Annotated in this window: 19 protein-coding genes and 1 riboswitch; of the genes, 11 read left to right on the top strand and 8 right to left on the bottom strand. The window is 60.4% G+C overall.

Annotated features, from left to right (window positions below):
• Window positions 1-10: 10 nt before the first annotated feature.
• Complete coding sequence (locus tag SWE17_RS06065; RefSeq protein WP_322992212.1) at window positions 11-829, bottom strand: alpha/beta hydrolase; 819 nt, start codon at window positions 827-829, stop codon at window positions 11-13.
• Window positions 830-831: 2 nt separating this feature from the next.
• Window positions 832-2,133: an O-acetylhomoserine aminocarboxypropyltransferase gene (locus SWE17_RS06060; RefSeq protein WP_322992211.1), complete on the bottom strand. Its 1,302-nt coding sequence runs from the start codon at window positions 2,131-2,133 to the stop codon at window positions 832-834.
• Window positions 2,134-2,245: 112 nt separating this feature from the next.
• Between SWE17_RS06060 and SWE17_RS06055 the strand changes: the two genes are divergently transcribed.
• The 10 genes from SWE17_RS06055 (at window position 2,246) to SWE17_RS06010 (ending at window position 9,890) form a co-directional block, all read left to right on the top strand.
• A complete protein-coding gene (locus SWE17_RS06055; protein ID WP_322992210.1) occupies window positions 2,246-2,713 on the top strand; it encodes a CBS domain-containing protein in 468 nt (155 codons plus the stop codon).
• A 35-nt stretch (window positions 2,714-2,748) separates the two neighbouring features.
• Window positions 2,749-3,846, top strand: coding sequence for a chorismate synthase (gene aroC / locus SWE17_RS06050; protein WP_322992209.1), 1,098 nt, complete (start codon window positions 2,749-2,751; stop codon window positions 3,844-3,846).
• Window positions 3,847-3,849: 3 nt separating this feature from the next.
• Window positions 3,850-5,022 (top strand): MFS transporter, encoded by a 1,173-nt coding sequence (locus SWE17_RS06045; protein WP_322992208.1) that lies wholly within the window; start codon window positions 3,850-3,852, stop codon window positions 5,020-5,022.
• A 25-nt stretch (window positions 5,023-5,047) separates the two neighbouring features.
• Window positions 5,048-5,938, top strand: a complete 891-nt coding sequence (locus SWE17_RS06040) for an alpha/beta hydrolase (RefSeq protein ID WP_322992207.1) — start codon at window positions 5,048-5,050, stop codon at window positions 5,936-5,938.
• A gap of 118 nt (window positions 5,939-6,056) precedes the next feature.
• A complete protein-coding gene (locus SWE17_RS06035; RefSeq protein ID WP_322992206.1) occupies window positions 6,057-6,716 on the top strand; it encodes a DsbA family oxidoreductase in 660 nt (219 codons plus the stop codon).
• 54 nt (window positions 6,717-6,770) lie between these two features.
• Entirely contained in the window at window positions 6,771-7,340 is a 570-nt protein-coding gene (locus SWE17_RS06030) for a histidine phosphatase family protein (protein WP_322992205.1), read from the top strand.
• Window positions 7,337-7,714 carry a DUF393 domain-containing protein gene (locus SWE17_RS06025; protein ID WP_322992204.1) on the top strand — a complete coding sequence of 126 codons (378 nt, stop codon included), beginning with the start codon at window positions 7,337-7,339 and terminating at the stop codon, window positions 7,712-7,714. The genes SWE17_RS06030 and SWE17_RS06025 overlap by 4 nt, the downstream gene beginning before the upstream one ends.
• An 11-nt stretch (window positions 7,715-7,725) precedes the next feature.
• Window positions 7,726-8,490 carry a formylglycine-generating enzyme family protein gene (locus SWE17_RS06020; protein WP_322992203.1) on the top strand — a complete coding sequence of 255 codons (765 nt, stop codon included), beginning with the start codon at window positions 7,726-7,728 and terminating at the stop codon, window positions 8,488-8,490.
• Window positions 8,490-9,185, top strand: a complete 696-nt coding sequence (locus tag SWE17_RS06015) for an SDR family NAD(P)-dependent oxidoreductase (RefSeq protein ID WP_322992286.1) — start codon at window positions 8,490-8,492, stop codon at window positions 9,183-9,185. The genes SWE17_RS06020 and SWE17_RS06015 overlap by 1 nt, the downstream gene beginning before the upstream one ends.
• A gap of 72 nt (window positions 9,186-9,257) precedes the next feature.
• Window positions 9,258-9,890: a LysE family translocator gene (locus SWE17_RS06010; RefSeq protein ID WP_322992202.1), complete on the top strand. Its 633-nt coding sequence runs from the start codon at window positions 9,258-9,260 to the stop codon at window positions 9,888-9,890.
• Between the two features lie 140 nt (window positions 9,891-10,030).
• Here SWE17_RS06010 and SWE17_RS06005 read toward each other — a convergent pair whose 3' ends face one another.
• Complete coding sequence (locus SWE17_RS06005; RefSeq protein ID WP_322992285.1) at window positions 10,031-11,956, bottom strand: B12-binding domain-containing radical SAM protein; 1,926 nt, start codon at window positions 11,954-11,956, stop codon at window positions 10,031-10,033.
• 96 nt (window positions 11,957-12,052) lie between these two features.
• Here SWE17_RS06005 and SWE17_RS06000 point away from each other — a divergent pair, with 96 nt between their 5' ends.
• Window positions 12,053-13,213 (top strand): hypothetical protein, encoded by a 1,161-nt coding sequence (locus SWE17_RS06000; RefSeq protein ID WP_322992201.1) that lies wholly within the window; start codon window positions 12,053-12,055, stop codon window positions 13,211-13,213.
• On the opposite strand, the gene SWE17_RS05995 is transcribed toward SWE17_RS06000, so the two are convergent.
• From SWE17_RS05995 to SWE17_RS05975, 5 genes are all read right to left on the bottom strand, one after another.
• On the bottom strand, window positions 13,194-13,676 hold the full coding sequence (locus tag SWE17_RS05995) for a GNAT family N-acetyltransferase (protein WP_322992200.1): 483 nt from the start codon (window positions 13,674-13,676) through the stop codon (window positions 13,194-13,196). The two genes, SWE17_RS06000 and SWE17_RS05995, sit on opposite strands and share 20 nt — an antisense overlap.
• 2 nt (window positions 13,677-13,678) lie before the next feature.
• On the bottom strand, window positions 13,679-14,938 hold the full coding sequence (locus SWE17_RS05990) for a D-amino acid dehydrogenase (RefSeq protein ID WP_416234981.1): 1,260 nt from the start codon (window positions 14,936-14,938) through the stop codon (window positions 13,679-13,681).
• Between the two features lie 172 nt (window positions 14,939-15,110).
• A riboswitch (glycine riboswitch) is annotated at window positions 15,111-15,205 on the bottom strand.
• 102 nt (window positions 15,206-15,307) lie between these two features.
• Window positions 15,308-15,679: a glycine cleavage system protein GcvH gene (gene gcvH, locus SWE17_RS05985; RefSeq protein ID WP_322992199.1), complete on the bottom strand. Its 372-nt coding sequence runs from the start codon at window positions 15,677-15,679 to the stop codon at window positions 15,308-15,310.
• Window positions 15,680-15,745: 66 nt separating this feature from the next.
• Entirely contained in the window at window positions 15,746-17,023 is a 1,278-nt protein-coding gene (locus SWE17_RS05980; RefSeq protein WP_322992198.1) for a TRAP transporter large permease, read from the bottom strand.
• Window positions 17,020-17,514, bottom strand: a complete 495-nt coding sequence (locus tag SWE17_RS05975) for a TRAP transporter small permease (protein WP_322992197.1) — start codon at window positions 17,512-17,514, stop codon at window positions 17,020-17,022. The genes SWE17_RS05980 and SWE17_RS05975 overlap by 4 nt, the downstream gene beginning before the upstream one ends.
• Window position 17,515: the final 1 nt, after the last annotated feature.

The raw sequence follows: 17,515 nt of genomic DNA, 5'->3' as shown, positions 1-17,515 counted from the left end.
TTCGTCACGCTCATGGTTTCAAAAAATCCTTGAGCGCCTGCAACACGCCCTCGGGCGCTTCGGTCATGAGCGAATGGCCTGCGGGCAGCTTCACCACCTTGGACTTTTGGCACAGATCGATCAGGCTTCGTGCGGCTTTGGGTGGTGTCATCTGGTCGGCGCTGCCCAGCACAAACAGGGTGGGGCAGGTGATCTGGGGCATCGCAGCCTCGGCTCCGCTGTAGCTGTCGCAGGCCTTGAAGCCGGTGTGGAACACATTGACTTGTGTGTTGCTGGCCAGTACCCGGCGCATGAGCGCCTTGCTGCCGCCATACAGCCATGTGCCAGGGCCCAAGGCAGAAGGGGGTGGGGCGAGTGTCGAGTGCGAGAAGCTGTTGACCATGTCGATGGCCTTGAACGGGTCGCTGACCGACAAATTGAGCAAGGCAGGTGACACGCGCATCGGGTAAGCGGTGCCGACCATCCCCAAGTGGCCCACGCGCCTCGGGTGAGCGGCGGCGTCACGGGCGGTGGCTTCGAGCGCGATGAGCGATCCAAAGCTGTGGCCGATCAGCGCGGCTTTTTCAATCTTCAGCGCATCGAGCAGCGCGATGACGGTGTCGGCCGCTTCTTCCACGCTTTGGGGCGGTGTGCCTTCGCTTTTGCAGTGCCCGGGCAGGTCGATGGCCAACACGTTCCAGCCGTGGTGGGCCATGTAGCGGGTCTGCAAAATCCAGACGCTGTGGTCGTTGAGCACGCCGTGGATGAACACGGCAGTGGGCTGCGCGGGGTTGAAGTCTTTGCCGGCGGTGTAGGCGTAGAGGTCGTGGCCTTGAACGGAGATTTTCATGGTCAGGCCTCCGCTTTCTCGGCTGCTTTGAGTGCCTTTTTCAGGTCGTCAATCAAGTCAGCCGGATCTTCCAAGCCAATCGACAAACGGATGGTGCCGGGGCCGATGCCGCCTGCGGCCAAGGCTTCGTCCGTCATGCGGAAATGCGTGGTGCTGGCCGGGTGGATCACCAGGCTGCGGCAGTCGCCCACATTGGCCAGGTGGCTGAAGACCTTGAGGGTTTCGATGAACTTTTGGCCTTGAGCGCGGCTGCCCTTGATGTCGAAGCTGAACACCGAGCCCGCGCCGCGTGGCAACAGTTTTTGCGCCAAGGCGTGCGAGGGGTGGCTCTCCAGAATGGGGTGGCCCACGCGGCTGACCAGCGGGTGCGCGGCCAAAAACTCGACCACTTTGGCGGTGTTTTCCATGTGGCGTGCCATGCGCAGGGGCAGGGTCTCGATGCCTTGCAAAATCAGCCAGGCGGTGTGCGGGCTCATGCAGGCGCCAAAGTCACGCAGGCCCTCGCGCCGGGCGCGCAGCAAGAAGGCGCCCACCGTGCTTTCTTCGCTGAACACCATGTTGTGAAAGCCTTCGTAGGCTTGGCTCAGCTCGGCAAATTTGCCCGATTTGTCCCAGTCAAAACTGCCGCCATCGACCACCACGCCGCCCACCACCGTGCCGTGTCCCGACAAAAACTTGGTGGCCGAGTGGTAAACGAGGTCTGCCCCGTGGTCAAAGGGCTTGATGAGCCAGGGCGAGGTGAGGGTGGAGTCCACCAGCAGCGGCACCCCCGCTTCGTGCGCGATGGCGCTCACGGCTTCGATGTCCAGCACGTCCATGCCGGGGTTGCCCACGGTTTCGCCAAAAAAGAGTTTGGTGTCGGGCTGCACGGCGGCACGCCAAGCGTCCAAATCGCCAGGTTTGACAAAAGTGGTGCGGATGCCAAAGCGGCTCAAGGTGTAGTGCAGCAGGTTGTGTGAACCGCCATACAGGGCTGACGAGGCCACGATGTGCGAGCCCGCGCCCATGAGGGTGGCGATGGCCAAGTGCAAAGCGGCCTGTCCGCTGGATGTTGTGATGGCGCCAATGCCGCCTTCAAGGGCCGAGATGCGCTGCTCGAGTACCGCGTTGGTCGGGTTGCTGATGCGGCTGTAGACGTGGCCGGGGCGCTCGAGGTTGAAGAGGGCAGCGGCCTGGTCCGATGACTCGAACACAAAGGAGGTGGTCAGGTGAATGGGCGTGGCCCTGGCGCCCGTGCTCGGGTCGGGCGCTGCGCCTGCGTGCAGGGCCAAAGTGTCAAAACCGGGATCGCTGTAACCAGCCATGGTTGTCTCCGAAAAAAGAAAGCTAGGGCGCCGCCTGAGCGCTGTTTTTAGCGTTCATTGTGGGCTATATTGGCAGTCAATCTCATCGATATCGACCCTCAGGAGACACACCATGAAAGTCAGCGACATCCTCCGCGTCAAAGGCGGTACTTTGTTCACGGTCCAAACTGACGAACCCTTGGCGCGTGCCATGACCGACATGGCCGAAAAAGACCTGGGTTCCTTGGTCGTGATGGCCAAAGGCACTCTGGCGGGCATGCTGACTTTCAGAGAAGTGATTCTACAAATTGTCAAAAACGGGGGGCAAGCGGGTACTTCTCTGGTGAGTGAAGCCATGGACAGCCAGCCTTTGACTTGCACAGGCGAGACCGACATCGACGAGGTGCGGCGCATGATGCTGGAGCACCATGCACGCTACATGCCGGTCATGGAAGGCAACATGCTGATGGGTGTGATCAGCTTTTACGACGTGGCCAAAGCCGTGGTGGATGGCCAGAACTTCGAAAACAAGATGCTCAAGGCCTACATCCGCGACTGGCCGGATGGCTCAGCGCCCGAGGCCGAAGACGTCAAGCTCTGAGATCTGGCCCCGCCGCTCTGGGATAATCCCCATCCATGAGCGGCAATACATTCGGAAATCTCTTCTCGGTCACCAATTTTGGTGAATCCCACGGCCCGGCCATTGGCTGCGTGATCGACGGCTGCCCCCCGGGCATGCCGCTCAGCGAGGCCGACATCCAGCCCGATCTGGACCGTCGCCGCCCCGGCACCAGCAAATTCGTCACCCAGCGCAACGAGCCCGATGTGGTGCAAATCCTATCGGGCGTTTACCAAGGCCTGACGACCGGCACCCCGATTTGCCTGCTGATCAACAACACCGACCAGCGCAGCAAGGACTATGGCGACATCCTGCAAACCTTCCGCCCAGGTCACGCCGACTACACCTACTGGCGCAAATACGGCCTGCGCGACCCGCGTGGCGGTGGCCGATCTTCGGCCCGCCTCACGGCACCCATGGTGGCTGCCGGAGCGGTGGCCAAGAAGTGGCTCAAAGAAAAATTTGGCACCACCTTTGTCGGCTGCATGACCCAGATCGGTGATGTGCCGATTGGCTTTGATAGCTGGGACCATGTGCCGAATAACCCGTTTTTTGCCCCGGTGGCCGATGTGTCGGCTCTGGAGGACTACATGAACGCGCTGCGCAAGTCGGGCGATTCGTGCGGTGCCCGCCTGAGGGTGGTGGCGCGTGGCGTGCCCGCTGGCTTGGGCCAGCCGCTGTTTGACAAGATCGATGCAGACATCGCTTACGCCATGATGGGCATCAACGCGGTCAAGGGCGTGGAGATTGGTGCCGGTTTTGGCTGCGTCACGCAAAAGGGCAGCTCTGCAGGCGACACGCTCACGCCAGAAGGCTTTGTCGGCAACAACGCGGGTGGCGTGCTGGGCGGCATCAGCACCGGGCAAGACATCGAGGTGTCGATTGCCGTCAAACCCACCAGCTCGATTTTGATTGCCCGCGAATCCATTGACTCGGCTGGCCAGCCGACCGAGGTCATCACCAAGGGGCGTCATGACCCGTGCGTGGGCATCCGTGCCACGCCCATTGCCGAGGCCATGCTGGCGCTGGTGGTCATGGAGCACGCCTTGCAGCACCGCGCCCAGTGCGGTGATGTCGAGCACGACCTGGCGCCGATTCCAGCGGCCAAGCCCTAAGGCATGGCCGATCGCCGGCAGCTTTTGCCGTTTGCCGCCTTGTCGGCGAGTTACTTTGCGCACATCGGGTTCTTTAACCCCTATTTGCCACTGTGGTTGCAAGACATGGGACTGAGCTTGCTGACCATCAGTGTGCTCACGGCCGTGCAGGCGACCACCCGTCTGTTTGCCCCATATGCCTGGGGCGCCTTGAGTGACTGCACGGGCGAGCGTGTGAAGCTGCTGCGCATTGGCGCAGGGGTGGCTTTTGCGTCGGCTTGCCTGCTGTTTTGGGATTGGGGGCCTGTGGGCCTGGGCTTGGTGCTCTTGGTCATGTTCACCCACACCAGTTCCATGATGCCCATGAGCGAAGCAGCCATGGCGCACTTGGTGAGTCAGGGTGGTGCTTTTGATACCAAACGTTATGGCCGTGTTCGTCTTTGGGGTTCCTTGGGGTTTTTGGTCACGGTGTTCGCCGCCGGGGCCTGGTTCGAGGCCTTTGGCATGCAGCATTTTCCAGCTTGGACGGTGTTGACTTTGGGGGCCGTTTTGCTCAGCGTTTGGTGGATGCCGGATGTGAAAGAGGCGAGTCACCATGCCCAAACCCATGTGCCTGTTCGGCCAGTTTTGAAGCAAAAACCGGTGCAATGGTTTTTTGCATCCACTTTCTTGCATGTGTTGTCGCACATTGGCATTTACGTGTTTTTCTCGCTGTACCTGGATTCTTTGGGTTACAGCAAAACTATGATCGGTCTGCTCTGGGCGGTGTCGGTGGCGGTCGAAATTGTGTGGTTTTTCAGCCAGTCGCGCTGGTTGCCGCGCATGCCCCTGACCGCTTGGCTGGTGCTGTGCTCGGCCACCATGCTGCTGCGCATGGGCTTGACGGCGGCCTGGGCGGACGTGTTGTGGGTGCTGCTTTTGGCGCAAACGCTGCATGCCATCACTTTCGCGACCCACCACACGGTCTGCATCGCCTTGATCTCGCACCATTTCCCGGGCCGTTTGCGTGGCCGGGGCCAAGCGCTGTACACCGTCATCGCTTACGGTTTCCCAGGGGTGATCGGCGCTTTATTGGGCGGGCTCATCAGCGAGCATTGGGGTTTGCGCAGTGTGTTTATGGTCAGCGTATTGACGAGTGCAGTGGCCACCGCAGCCGCCTTCAAAGTCTGGCGCTTGCAGCACCCCCGGCTGCCTTGATGCCGATCCCCCAGTTTGATCAGCCATGAGCACACTCACCAGTCATCCGGCGGAATTGCCCCATTTTTTGTCTTCAGAGTTGGCAGCGTCCTTGGCCGGGGCGCAACGCTGTGTGACCACGCACGACAACGCCAAGACCGTCTGGCATGTTTGGGGTGATGCATCTCAGCCCGTGGTGGTTTTGCTGCACGGTGGCAGCGGCAGCTGGACGCATTGGGTGCGCAACATTGCGCCTTTGCGCGATGCCGGTTACTGCGTGCTGGTGCCTGATTTGCCAGGGTTTGGCGATTCGGATTTGCCAGCAGGCTGCACCGATGTAGATCACTTGCCTGAGCATTTGCACGCGGGCCTGTCGCAGTTGCAAGCTGGCGGCGTGTCCGGGCATGGGGTCCGTTTCGCGGGTTTTTCGTTTGGTGCCATGGCTGGGGCCTTGTGGCTTGCGCAATACCCACTGGATGCCGAGCAACTGGTGCTGGTGGGTGCGCCCGGCATGGGCTTGACCGTCTCTGATCGCGTGCGACTCAAAGGTTGGCGGCATTTGCCCACGCCTGAGGCGCAAGCGGAGGTGCACCGCCACAACCTGATGGCCTTGATGCTGCAAAGGCCCGAGTCGCTTGATGATTTAGCGCTGAGCCTGCACTCGGCCAATGTGCAACGCGACCGGATGCCCCGCAGGCGCTTGTCGTCAACCGATATCCTGGCGCAAACTTTGCCGCACATTCAGGCAAGGGTCAGTGCCATTTATGGCGAACACGACGCTTTGTACCGAGGCCGCATGCCCGAGCTGCAATCGGTCATGCCCGCTTTATCTCCGAATTGGGGTGCTTGGCATACTGTGGCCGGTGCAGGGCATTGGGTGCCTTATGAAGCCGAAGCGGCCTTCAATGACGCCTTACTCAAGAACCTATTGTTTTGAAGCGCCGCCCTTGCGGGGACTGGGTTTTTGTGGGTACACGGCAGCGAACCCTTGCTGCAGCAGAGAAAATGCTGACATTGCCTGACTGTGTGCAGGTGCCATTTGCAGAAAGCCCACAATGACCACCACTTTGAAAATCGATTTTGTCTCCGATATCGCTTGCCCATGGTGTGCTGTGGGTTTGGGCGCACTGGAAAAAGCCTTGGAGAGGCTGGACGGCCAGGTACAGGCTGAGCTGCACTTTCAGCCTTTTGAGTTGAACCCCCATATGCCTGCAGGTGGGCAAGATTTGGGTGAACACCTGACCGAGAAATACGGCTCCACCCCCGAGCAGCAGGCGCAAATTCGCCAAAACATTGCCGCACGGGGGGCGGAGGTGGGTTTTGAGTTCCACCCCGGTGGTCGGGGTCGGGTTTACAACACCTTCAATGCTCACCGCTTGTTGCATTGGGCTGAGTCCCAAGGCGCGGGTGCACAGCACGCCCTGAAAAAAGCATTCTTGCAGGCCTACCAAGGCCGCGCCGAGTGCGTGGAAGACGCCGAAGTTTTGTTGGCGGCCGTGGCTTCCGCTGGGCTCGATGTGGCGGCTGCTCGCGCTGTGTTGGCGAGCGATGCCCATACAGCCGAAGTGCGCGAGCGCCAGCAGTTCTACACCCAGGCAGGCATCCGCTCGGTGCCCGCCATCATCATCAATGACAAGCACTTGATTTCGGGTGGGCAGCCGGTCGAGGTCTTTGAGCAAGCCTTGCGCCGCATCGCATCCGGTGAAGTGGGTTGAGCCATGAAGCTGCATAACTTGGACGGGTCTGCGCTGCTGAGCAGGCGAAGCGCTATGGCTGGTTTGACAGCGGTCGTGGCCGCGCCAGTGCTGTCGGTTTTGCCTGGCCAGGTGCTTGCACAAACGGGCGCAACTTTGACCGAATTGGCTACTCTTTGGCGCCGTGAGGGCGGTGTGCTGTTGGTACGCCATGCCGTGACCGAAGCCGGTTTGGGCGATCCTCCCGAATTTGTCTTGGGCCAGTGCCGCACGCAGCGCAACCTCAGCGCAGACGGTCAACGCGCCTCGCGGGCCATGGGCGAGTGGGCCCGCACCAACGGCTTCAAACCCGATGCGGTGCGCACCAGCCAATGGTGCCGTTGCCAAGACACGGCGCGTTTGGCGTTTGGTCAGTACGAAGACTGGCCACCGCTCAACAGCACCTTTGCAGGGCAAGGCAATCCGTCAGCGCAAATCCAGGCCTTGCGAGAGCACTTGCTGGCCATGCCCGCCGGACGCACTGAGGTGTGGGTGACCCACCAGGTGATCATGACCGCGTTGACAGGCGCTTATCCCGAGATGGGCGAAGGCTTTTTGGTGGATGCCCAAGGGCGCTTGCGGGCGCGTGGGCGAGTGGTTGCATGAACGCCGCAACCTACCCGCTCTTGACGGTGTATTTCGATGGCTCGTGCCCCTTGTGCCGCGCCGAGATCGCCATTTACCGCCGCTTGCCGGAGTCGCAGGCCATGGAGTGGGTCGACGTGAGTGCCGGCCAAGACTTGGGCGGTCTGACGTGCCAAGCGGCCATGGCCCGCTTCCATGTGCGCGACAGTCAGGGCCGCATGTTCAGTGGTGCTGCAGCGTTTTCGCAGATGTGGCGCTTGTTTGCGGGTTGGCGCTGGCTGGGTTGGTTGTCAGCTTGGCCGCCCCTGTCTTGGGGCTTTGAACTCGGTTACCGCTTGTTTTTGAAGGTGCGCCCCCAAATGCAGAAATGGGTGCGGCGTTGGTCTGAAGGCTAAAGGGTTTGAATATGTTCAATCGCGTGATTTCCAGTTTTTGGCATTGGGGCTCGCTGTGGGGTGCGGGCGCTCTGATCGCTGGTTTCTCGGGCTTGGCGTTTGCCCAAGTGGGTGAGAAGGTGGCTTTGGGCAACTGGGCGATTGACCGCACCGAAGTCACCATTGGCCAGTTTGAGCGCTATGTGCGGGCCACTGGCACCGTGACCCGCGCTGAAAAAGAGGGCGGAGGTTTTGAATATGTGGGCGGGTGGGTGCGACGTCCCGGCTGGTCTTGGCGTCAACCGGATGGCGTGCCTGCAAGTGCTGCTTTGCCTGCGGTGCACCTGGACTTTGCCGAGGCGCAGGCTTACTGCCGCTGGGCAGGGGGCCGCTTGCCCACGGGCGCGGAATGGCAAAAGGCGGGATTCACCGAGTTGCGCGACAACCCCCCAGCCCCTTGGGTGAAAGGCAAAACGTATGCCTGGAGCACGGGCGACAGCCCGCAAGGGGCCAACACCAGCGACCCAGACCCTTGGCCCCGGGCAGCGCTTGCGGGTGCCACGCGCCAGGGCGTGAACGGCTTGTACGACATGGGTGCCAATGTGTGGGAGTGGACCACCGATGAGCAGGGCGGCCAAAGGCGAACCGTGGGCGGATCGTGGTGGTACGGCGCTTACAACATGAAGGCCGATGTGCAGGCCTTCAAAGCCGCTGACGTTTATGTGGTCTACCTCGGCTTTCGCTGTGCCTATGACCTTCCGTCAAAAGCCAATAACCCTAGCAAGACGCCCTCATGATGCTCTCCCTGCCTGAGGGCTACCGCGCCTTGGTGATCGGTGCGAGCGGCGCCATCGGCAACGCCTTGCTGCAGCAACTGCAAAGCGACCCGCGCTGTGCTTCTGTGAGCGGCGTGTCGCGCCAAAGCACACCGGGGCTGGACCTTCTGGACGAGTCCAGCATCGCCGCGTGTTCACAGGCTCTGGCAGGTCAAGGGCCTTTTCATTTGGTGGTGGACGCCACGGGGGCGCTCACGGTCAACGGCCGTGGCCCCGAAAAACGGCTGGACGAGCTTGATGCCACGCATCTGTTGGCATCCCTGCAGCTCAATGCCGTGGGGCCTGGCCTTTTGCTCAAACACTTCGCCCCCTTGTTGGCGTCGGGTGAACGGGTCATCTGGGGCAAGTTGTCGGCGAGAGTTGGCAGCATCGAAGACAACCGCAAAGGCGGCTGGTACGGCTACCGAGCGGCCAAGGCCGCGCTCAACATGTTGCTGCAAACCGCAGCCATCGAAATCGCCCGGCGCAGGCCTTTGGCGGTGGTGGCCGCTTTGCAGCCGGGCACGGTGCAATCTGCATTGAGTCGACCCTTTGTGGGGGATGACGCTCTACACCCAGAAGAGTCCGCGCAGCGTTTGGTGGTTGCGCTCGACGGCTTGCAGCCCACAGGCCGAGCCCAGTTTGTGGACCATCAAGGGCAAAGCATTCCTTGGTGACCTGACAACCGAAGTTGTGGGTCCGAGCTTGAAGGACAATCCGGGCACACATTGAAATACAGGGATGACAGGATGAGCGTGCAGTCGTGGTGGATGTTTGTCGTGATGACCTTTGTGATATCAGCCACCCCGGGGCCCAACATGCTCTTGGTCATGAGTCACGGTGCGCGTTTTGGTCTGCGCCCCGCCATTTGGACCATGGTGGGCTGCATGACGGCCCTGATGGGCATGGTCAGCATTTCAGCGGCCGGGGTGGGGGCTTTGCTGCACAGTTTCCCTGTGGTCTTTGATACGCTGCGCTACCTGGGTGCGGCTTACCTGGCCTATCTGGGCTTCAACTTGTGGCGTGCAGGTGTGCCCACGGGAGACGAGCCTGTCATTGCTGCCATGGCTGAAACGCCGCAGCGCAGCGCAGGTTCTTATTACCGGCAGGGGCTGGCGGTGGCAGCCAGCAACCCCAAGGCCATTGTTTTTGCGGCGGCATTTTTCCCGCAGTTCATCCAGGCTGATCGGCCTGCGGGTCTGCAGTTTGCAGTGTTGTTGATCACCTTCACCGTCATCGAGGTCAGTTGGTACCTGATCTACGCCCTGAGTGGTCAAAAGTTGTCGCGTTTTTTGCAGCAAGCCCATGTGCTGAGAAACTTCAACAGGGTCACGGGTGGTGTGTTTGTGGGCTTTGCGGCCTTGATGGCCGCCAGCCGCTGATCTTTTCTGGGCTCTGCCGAACACTGGCCCGGTTTACCCCTGTCAACTGTGCGCCAAGCTGTGGATAAGTGCATGAACAAGCTCTGAGGGCCGCATGCCAGTTGGGTTGGCGGCGGTTGCTTGTTATTTGAGCAGTCGTTTCAGCCGAGCGCTTTGGCGATCTTGTGTCGCGGCACGGTGGTTTTGGGGCACTGCCCCTTGGGCAGCTCAAACCATTGGCGCACATCGTTTTCTACGCCCACGCCGTGCATGAAGTTGTAGATGGCTTTTTTCAGGCCCTGGCCCAGCAGGTCGTGGTCCACGCCCGGGGGCATGGGCGTCGGGTCAACAAAGCTCACATCGTTTTTGGCAAAGGTGCCTTCGGGCAGGGGCAATAACGTCACGCCATAGGCCTCGGGGTTCAGGCCCACGGGCGAATGCACCGTGCAGACAAAGCGGTGGAAAAAGCCGCTGTGGATGCAGCCGTTTTCAAACAGCTGGCGCACGTATTCGAGCGCGTCCACCGTGTCTTGCACGGTTTGTGTGGGAAAGCCGTACATCAGGTAAGCGTGGACCAGCACGCCCGCATCGGCAAAGCCTTTGGTCACTTGCGCCACTTGCTCCACCGAGACGCCTTTTTTCATCAATTGAAGCAAGCGGTCAGATGCGACTTCGAGCCCGCCCGACATGGCGATGCAACCGCTTTGCGCCAGCAAGTCGCACAGCTCGGGCGTGAAGGTTTTCTCAAAGCGGATGTTGCCCCACCAAGAGATCTGCACACCCCTGCGCAGCAGTTCTTCGGCCAAGGCTTTCAAGGCTTTGGGCGGCGCGGCTTCGTCCACAAAGTGAAAACCGGTCTGGCCCGTTTCGGCCACGATCTGCTCGATGCGGTCCACCAGCGTGCTGGCTTGTGCGGTTTCATAGCGGCTGATGTAGTCCAGGCTCACGTCGCAAAAGCTGCATTTTTTCCAGTAACAGCCGTGCGCCACGGTGAGCTTGTTCCAGCGCCCATCGCTCCACAGCCGGTTCATCGGGTTGAGCATGTCGAGCAAAGACAGGTATTTGTGCAGCGGCAAACCGTCCCAAGTGGCCGTGCCCACCTCTTCAAAGGCGATGTCGGGCTCAGCTAAGTTGATGTACTGCACCTGACCTGCGTCGTTGCGGACAAAGGTGCGCTGCAGGCGCTGCAAGCTGCGCTGGCCCTGCAGGTGCTCGATCAGGCTGAGCAGCGGGCGCTCGCCGCCGTCGAGCGTGACGAAATCCACATGGTCAAACACGCGGGCGTCTTTGAGTTCGCGCAGCTCGGTGTTCACAAAGCCGCCGCCCAGGCCAATGCGGATGTGCGGATGCGCCCGCTTGATGCATTGGGCGATGCGAAACGCTGCATAGACCGAACCGGGGAAGGGCACCGACAGCACCACGAGCGTGGGCTGATGCTGTTCTATGGCTTGCAAGGCCAAACGCTCCAGCGTGCTGTCGATCAGATTCGGCGGCTCGGCCAAGGCTTCAGCCAACGCGTCAAAGCTGGGCTGGCTGGCGGCCAAGCGTTCGGCGTAGCGCACAAACTCAAAGCCTTCATCCACGGCATCGCGCAGCACATCGGCCAGGTCGTTCAGGTACAGCGTGGCCAGATGCCGGGCGCGGTCGGTCTGGCCCAAAGCGCCAAAAGCCCAGCCAATCGGGTCGCCCGTGCCGTCGTCTTCGTAGGCGTCGAGTGCCGAAAAGCGCGGACCTTCTGGCAAAAAGCCACGGCCTGCAATGCGGTGGCTCAGGGTGCTGTCGCGGCCTTGCAAGAAGGCGATGACCGGGTCGATGCTGACGGCGTAATCTTTGAAGTGGTCGAGGAAAAAATTCACCGGGCCCGAGCGGTCTTCGACGGGCAAAGCGAGCGCTGCATCGCGCAGATCGGTCAGGCCTTGTTTGTTCAGCAAGGCCAACACGGTGGCCAGCGCGAGGTCCTCCTGCACCGCATCGAAACCCCGCGAACGCAAAAAACCCGTCAAGTAGGCCGTAGACGGGTAGGGCGTGTTGAGCTGCGTCATCGGCGGGATGAGGCTGAGCACTTTGAACGGGTTGGGGCTGGGCATCAGGCGGTGGCTTGTCGGGTCAGATGGGGGATTATCAACGGCCTCGGGGGCGTTAACATCCATCAGCCCAGCTGCCCTGCATGAATCGACCTTGAGATGACCCCTTTGCCCGAAGCGCTCCCTGACACCGCACCTGCTTTGTCCACCTTGATGGTGCAGGCATCGGCCAAAGCCAAACTCACCCCCGCTCAGCAGCGCTTCAACGACTTGTTGGCCAGGATCGAGCTGCTGTCGGGCCACATTCAGCGGCTAGAAAGCTGGTCAGACCGGCACCGTTATGGGCACATTCAAGCCTTGCGTGAATGGGTGCAGCAAGCGCAGGTGCACCGCAAGAGCCTGCTCCTGTTTGTGCACGAACGCTTGCAAACCACCGACTTCACCGACCGCCAGCAACGCATGGCTCGGGGCCTTGTGCGTGGCTTGATCGACCAATTGGCCGCCAGCGCTGATCCGCAAGTGCAGGCTTTGTCCGACTTGTACGTGAGCGAAGAAGACACGCAGGAAGCCGCCGAAGAGCAGGCCGAAGCCGCCCGGCAGCTGCGCGAGCGCATCGAAGAAGCGCTGGGCCAGCCGCTCAACAAGCCCAGCCAATACCAGACGCCTGAAGAGATGATGGCCGCGGGCATGCGCCAGTGGCAGCAGCAGCAAGAGGCCAATGAGGCCAAAAAGAACGCCAAGCGCACAGCCCGAAAAGCCGAAAAACAAGCGAAAAAGAAAAGCGCGGCTGCCGAAAAAGGCGAAGTGCCCGTCGCCATGCTGCGCGAGCTGGACGCCAAAAGCGCCATCCGTACGATATTCAGGCAATTGGCCAGTGCCCTCCACCCCGACCGCGAGCCCGATGAGCAAGAGCGCCTGCGCAAAACCGGTTTGATGAGCGAGGTCAACGCCGCTTATGAAAAAAACGACCTGACCACCTTGCTTCGCCTGCAAATGCAGGTCACGCAGGGCAGCCCAAAAAGTACCGCAGGCATGGCCGATGACAAGTTGATGGCCATGTCGATGTTGCTCAAAGAGCAAGTCGCAGCGCTCGAAGACGATTTGGACCAACTGCAAAGCCGCCTGAGCCGCGAGTTGTGTGTGCCTGTGCGGGCAGACGCGGACGAGGCTGTCATGGCCCAGTCACTGCAGCGCCTTCAGGCCGATCAGCGCCACATCACGGAGAGCTTGGAATCGGATTTGCGCCGCATTCAGAACGACGCTGAACTCAAGCGCTGGCTCAAAGAGCAGTGGCAGCTGGCTAAAGCCACTTCTGCATGAAGCTGGCCTGGCCTGCTGCCGGGTCCAGGGCATAGGGTTCAAAGCCAAACCCGAGGTAACTCTTCAAAGCCCGCGAATTGCCCGTCAGCACTTCCAGCGTGAGCTTGCAGCAGCCACGCGCTTGGGCGTGTCGCTCGGCCGCTGCCAGCAAAGCTTGGCCGACGCCCGCACCCCGGTGTCCGGGCAGCACGGCGATGTCGTGGATGTTCATCAGGGGCTGCGCCTTGAAGGTGGAATAGCCCTCGATGCAGTTGACCAAGCCCACAGGCGCATCGTCCAGCCAGGCGATGAAGCTGGCGGCATCGGTGCGCGCTGCCAAGTCATCGCACAGCCGCGCTTTCACATCCTGCGCCAGGGCTTCACCCCCGCCCATCGGGTCTTGGGCGTAGGCGTCCAGCAGCATCACCAAGGCTTGGCGGTGCGCTGGGTTTTGGTAGTCAACGGGCAGGATGTGAAGCGGCATGATTAGGCGTGGGCGGGTGTCATGAAGGAGCGCACATTGTCCTGCATCGCTGCCATCACATGGCCCGCCAGTTGGTGCGCCGTGATGGCACTCAGCGTCCACCCCAAGTGCCCGTGGCCGGTGTTGTAGAACACATTGGGTTTCTTGCCTGCCCCCACACGCGGCAGCATGTTCGGCATCATGGGGCGCAGGCCCGCCCAAGGCTCGACTCGGCGGGTGTCCACGCCGGGGAAGCATTGGTTGACCCAATTGACGAGTGGCTTGATGCGGTCGGCGCGGATGTCCAGGTCAATGCCGTTGAACTCGGCGGTGCCTGCCACGCGGAAGCGGTCTGTGCCCAGGCGGCTGGTCACCAGTTTGGTTTCGTCGTCGAGCAGGCTGACCTGCGGCGCAGCGGCTTGGCTGGCGGCGTCGTTCAAGCCCACGGTGATCGAATAGCCTTTGACAGGGTAGATGTTCAAGCGGTCGCCCAGTTGCTCGGCCAGTTTGCGCCCATGCACGCCAGCGCAAATCACGATGCTGTCAAAGCTGAGGGTCTCGGTTTGACCTTGGTGCTGCACTTGCACGGTGGCGGTTTGGCCATTGGATGCGACATTCAGCACCTGGTGCTCGGTCAGGATCTTCACGCCCAAGCGCTCGCAAGCCTTGGCCAGGCCAAAGGTGAACTTGTGGATGTCGCCTGTCGAGTCGCTTTCGGTGAAATAGCCGCCGTAGTACTGGCCTTGCAGCGTGGGCTCAATGGCCTTCATTTCGTCGGGCGTGACAGCGCGGCGGGGCAGGCCGCCTTGGGCTAACAGTTTGGAGACTTCGCCTGCATGGTCAAACCCCTTTTTGTCGCGGTAGATGTGCAGGATGCCTTCGCGCTTGTGGTCAAAGTCGATGCCTTCGGCTTTGGCCCAGGCAAAGTGGTGCTCGCGCGATTGAATGGCCAACCGGGTGGTGGCAATGGTGTTGTCTTTATATTTGGGAATGGCCGCCACGAACTCGGCCATCCAGCTGAGTTTGTGCCAAGTGGGCGCAGGGTTCATGAGCAAAGGGGCATCGCTCTTGAGCATCCATTTGAGGCCCTTGACGATGGTGGAGGGGTGGGTCCAGACCTCGGCGTTGGAGGCGGACAGCTGGCCACCGTTGGCGTACGACGTTTCCATGCCGGGGTAGCGGTTTTTCTCGATCAGGGTGACTTGAAGGCCTTGTTGGGCCAGGGCGTAGGCAGATGTGACGCCGGTGATGCCGCCGCCAATGATGACTATGTTTTTTTTCATCGAATTTTCTCTCAGTGAAACGTCTCAAACGGATGGACGCACCGCACACCGCATGTGTGCAGAACGACCCCCTCTGTTTGAAACCTGAGAGATTCACCCGGCAGCCAGAATGGATGGGGGCTTGCTCCTGCGGTGTGCCGGGGGACGAATCCCGGCAACTCTTCAGAGTGCTTTGTTCACCACGGTCCTTTTGCCTGAGAGTTTCCGGGGTGGTTGCTCCTTCGGCGTTGAGGGCCTTTGGCCCCCAAGCTCTCCCACAGTGAACGTCGGACTGGATCCGACTCGGGGCGACGGTTGCAAAACCGGCGTCACCCCTGTGTTTCAGATTCTACGGCCTGAATTCAAGTCTGGCAGGCCCATGACAAAAAATCAGTCGGTGAACTTCTGGTAACTGGCCTCGTCGTGCAAGGCGTCCAGGTCCGACAGCTGTGTCAACTTGACCTTGAAGAACCAACCGGCTCCTAGAGGATCGGAGTTGGCCAAGGAGGGGTCGGCGCGCAGGGCTTCATTGACCTCGATGATTTCGCCTGCGGCAGGCATGTGGACGTCGGCAGCGGCTTTGACAGACTCCACCACGCCAGCGACTTCGCGCGCCGCAAAAGTTTTTCCGATGTCGGGCAAATCGACAAACACGATGTCACCCAAAGTGTCTTGGGCATGGACGGTGATGCCCATGGTGGCGGTCAGGCCATCGTCATTGCGCTGGAGCCAAGTGTGGTCTTCGGAGTATTGGATAGACATGGTGAGCCATAAAAAAGCCTGGCCCTCAAAGGGCCAGGCGGTATGAGAATGCGAGAAATTCTAGCTTTATTTGGCGTAGACCAGATCCCGCAAAGTCAATGACAGGGCCGGCACATAGCTCACCACCATCAGGCAGACCAGGATCACCAGCACGAAGGGAATCAAGTCTTTGATCATCCGGTCCAGCGAAATCCGTGCGACAGTACATGCGGCGAACAGGTTCACGCCAAAAGGCGGTGTGATCATGCCCAAAGCCAGGTTGACCACCATGACCAGACCAAAGTGAACCGGGTCAATGCCGAAGTGCATGGCCACTGGGGCCAAGATCGGGGCCAGCACAATGATGGCGGCGCTGGTCTCGATGAACATGCCAATGAAGAACAAAGCCACGTTGACACCCAGCAAGAAGTATGCAGGCGACTTGAGCACGTCTTGCAACCAGTGGCCAATCGCTTCGGGCACACCTGCACGGGTGATCAAGAAGGCGAACAAGCCCGCGTTGGCAATGATGAACATGATCACCGCGCTGGACAGCACCGATTTGCGCATGATCATGGCCAAATCTTTCAGCTTGATTTCACGGTAAATCAAGGTGCCGACGATCAGTGCGTAAAACACAGCCACAGCAGACGCCTCTGTGGGAGTGAACACCCCGCCGTAGATGCCGCCCAAAATGATCACAGGCATCATGAGCGCCCAACCGGCTTGCCATGAGGCTTTGCCAAAGCTCAGACGGCCTTCGCCATCGTTCTTTCCCCAGCCTTTGTACTTGCAATACACCCAGACCCAGAACATCAATGCGGCGCCAATGAACAAGCCCGGACCGAAACCGGCGATGAACAGTTCACCAATGGACACTTCGGCGCTGACGCCGTACAAGATCATGGGAATCGAGGGCGGGATGATCACGCCCAACTCGGCCGATGTGGCTTGCAAAGAAGCGGCGTAGGTGGTGGGGTATCCGTGCTTGATGAGTGCGGGGATCAGGATGGTGCCAATGGCGAAGGTGGTGGCCACCGACGAGCCCGAGACGGCTGCAAAGATCATGCAGGTCAGCACGCAGGTCATGGGCAAGCCGCCTTGCACGCCACCCACAATGCTCTTGGCGAACTCCACCAAGCGGCGCGAGATGCCACCGGTTTCCATGATGTTGCCCGCCAGAATGAAGAAGGGGATGGCGGCCAGCGGGAATTTGTTGATCGAATTGAACATCTCCTTGACGGAGATGAGCATGTTGGCATTGACAATTTGAATGCCGACAATCGCCGACAAACCAATGGACACGGCCACGGAGATGGTGAGTGCAAAGCACAGCACCATGGTGCAAAGCATGACGACGCTCATTGTGCGGTCTCCAATTCAAGGCGCTGGGGATCGAGCCAATTGCCGATGATGCTGATCACGCTGAAACAGGCACCCACAGGCAAAGCCATGTAGGCCCAAAACATGGACACGTCTTCCAGGCCAATCATGGACTGGACTTTGCCACGGTTGGCGTAGTCCCAGCCCCACCAAATGATGATGCAGACCAAGGTGAGTGCGGCCAAAGCCACGGCAGTGTCCAGGACTTTTTTCATGCGCGGGCCGCTCCAGCGGTAAAGCACGTCGACGCTGACCATCGCACCCTGACGGAAAGCCATGGGGATGCCCATGAAGACCATCCAGATCAGGCTGAAGCGGATGATGACTTCTGTCCATTCCACCGGAACTTCGAGCACAAAGCGGGTGAAAATCTGCAGCATGCCCAGACTGGCCGCGACAACCAACATCAAGCAGGCCACAAACATGGAAAAAGCGGTGGTCCACTTTTCTATGCTCAGATAGAGCGAGCGCATA

The organism is Limnohabitans sp., from assembly GCF_034680285.1.
In the GTDB taxonomy this organism is placed as follows: domain Bacteria; phylum Pseudomonadota; class Gammaproteobacteria; order Burkholderiales; family Burkholderiaceae_C; genus Limnohabitans_A.
Note: the sequence above shows the minus strand (reverse complement) of the source record. Positions and strands in the feature narration are given on the sequence as shown.

Coding starts and splice junctions, on each gene's coding strand:
- SWE17_RS06005 (WP_322992285.1), bottom strand. CDS start 11,956: ATGCCCAGCCCCAACCCGTTCAAAGTGCTCAGCCTCATCCCGCCGATG.
- SWE17_RS05980 (WP_322992198.1), bottom strand. CDS start 17,023: ATGAGCGTCGTCATGCTTTGCACCATGGTGCTGTGCTTTGCACTCACC.
- SWE17_RS06030 (WP_322992205.1), top strand. CDS start 6,771: ATGGCTGGTTTGACAGCGGTCGTGGCCGCGCCAGTGCTGTCGGTTTTG.
- SWE17_RS06025 (WP_322992204.1), top strand. CDS start 7,337: ATGAACGCCGCAACCTACCCGCTCTTGACGGTGTATTTCGATGGCTCG.
- SWE17_RS06065 (WP_322992212.1), bottom strand. CDS start 829: ATGAAAATCTCCGTTCAAGGCCACGACCTCTACGCCTACACCGCCGGC.
- SWE17_RS06060 (WP_322992211.1), bottom strand. CDS start 2,133: ATGGCTGGTTACAGCGATCCCGGTTTTGACACTTTGGCCCTGCACGCA.
- SWE17_RS06035 (WP_322992206.1), top strand. CDS start 6,057: ATGACCACCACTTTGAAAATCGATTTTGTCTCCGATATCGCTTGCCCA.
- SWE17_RS06020 (WP_322992203.1), top strand. CDS start 7,726: ATGTTCAATCGCGTGATTTCCAGTTTTTGGCATTGGGGCTCGCTGTGG.
- SWE17_RS05990 (WP_416234981.1), bottom strand. CDS start 14,938: ATGAAAAAAAACATAGTCATCATTGGCGGCGGCATCACCGGCGTCACA.
- SWE17_RS06010 (WP_322992202.1), top strand. CDS start 9,258: ATGAGCGTGCAGTCGTGGTGGATGTTTGTCGTGATGACCTTTGTGATA.
- gcvH (WP_322992199.1), bottom strand. CDS start 15,679: ATGTCTATCCAATACTCCGAAGACCACACTTGGCTCCAGCGCAATGAC.
- SWE17_RS06045 (WP_322992208.1), top strand. CDS start 3,850: ATGGCCGATCGCCGGCAGCTTTTGCCGTTTGCCGCCTTGTCGGCGAGT.
- SWE17_RS06040 (WP_322992207.1), top strand. CDS start 5,048: ATGAGCACACTCACCAGTCATCCGGCGGAATTGCCCCATTTTTTGTCT.
- SWE17_RS06055 (WP_322992210.1), top strand. CDS start 2,246: ATGAAAGTCAGCGACATCCTCCGCGTCAAAGGCGGTACTTTGTTCACG.
- SWE17_RS05975 (WP_322992197.1), bottom strand. CDS start 17,514: ATGCGCTCGCTCTATCTGAGCATAGAAAAGTGGACCACCGCTTTTTCC.
- aroC (WP_322992209.1), top strand. CDS start 2,749: ATGAGCGGCAATACATTCGGAAATCTCTTCTCGGTCACCAATTTTGGT.
- SWE17_RS05995 (WP_322992200.1), bottom strand. CDS start 13,676: ATGCCGCTTCACATCCTGCCCGTTGACTACCAAAACCCAGCGCACCGC.
- SWE17_RS06000 (WP_322992201.1), top strand. CDS start 12,053: ATGACCCCTTTGCCCGAAGCGCTCCCTGACACCGCACCTGCTTTGTCC.
- SWE17_RS06015 (WP_322992286.1), top strand. CDS start 8,490: ATGCTCTCCCTGCCTGAGGGCTACCGCGCCTTGGTGATCGGTGCGAGC.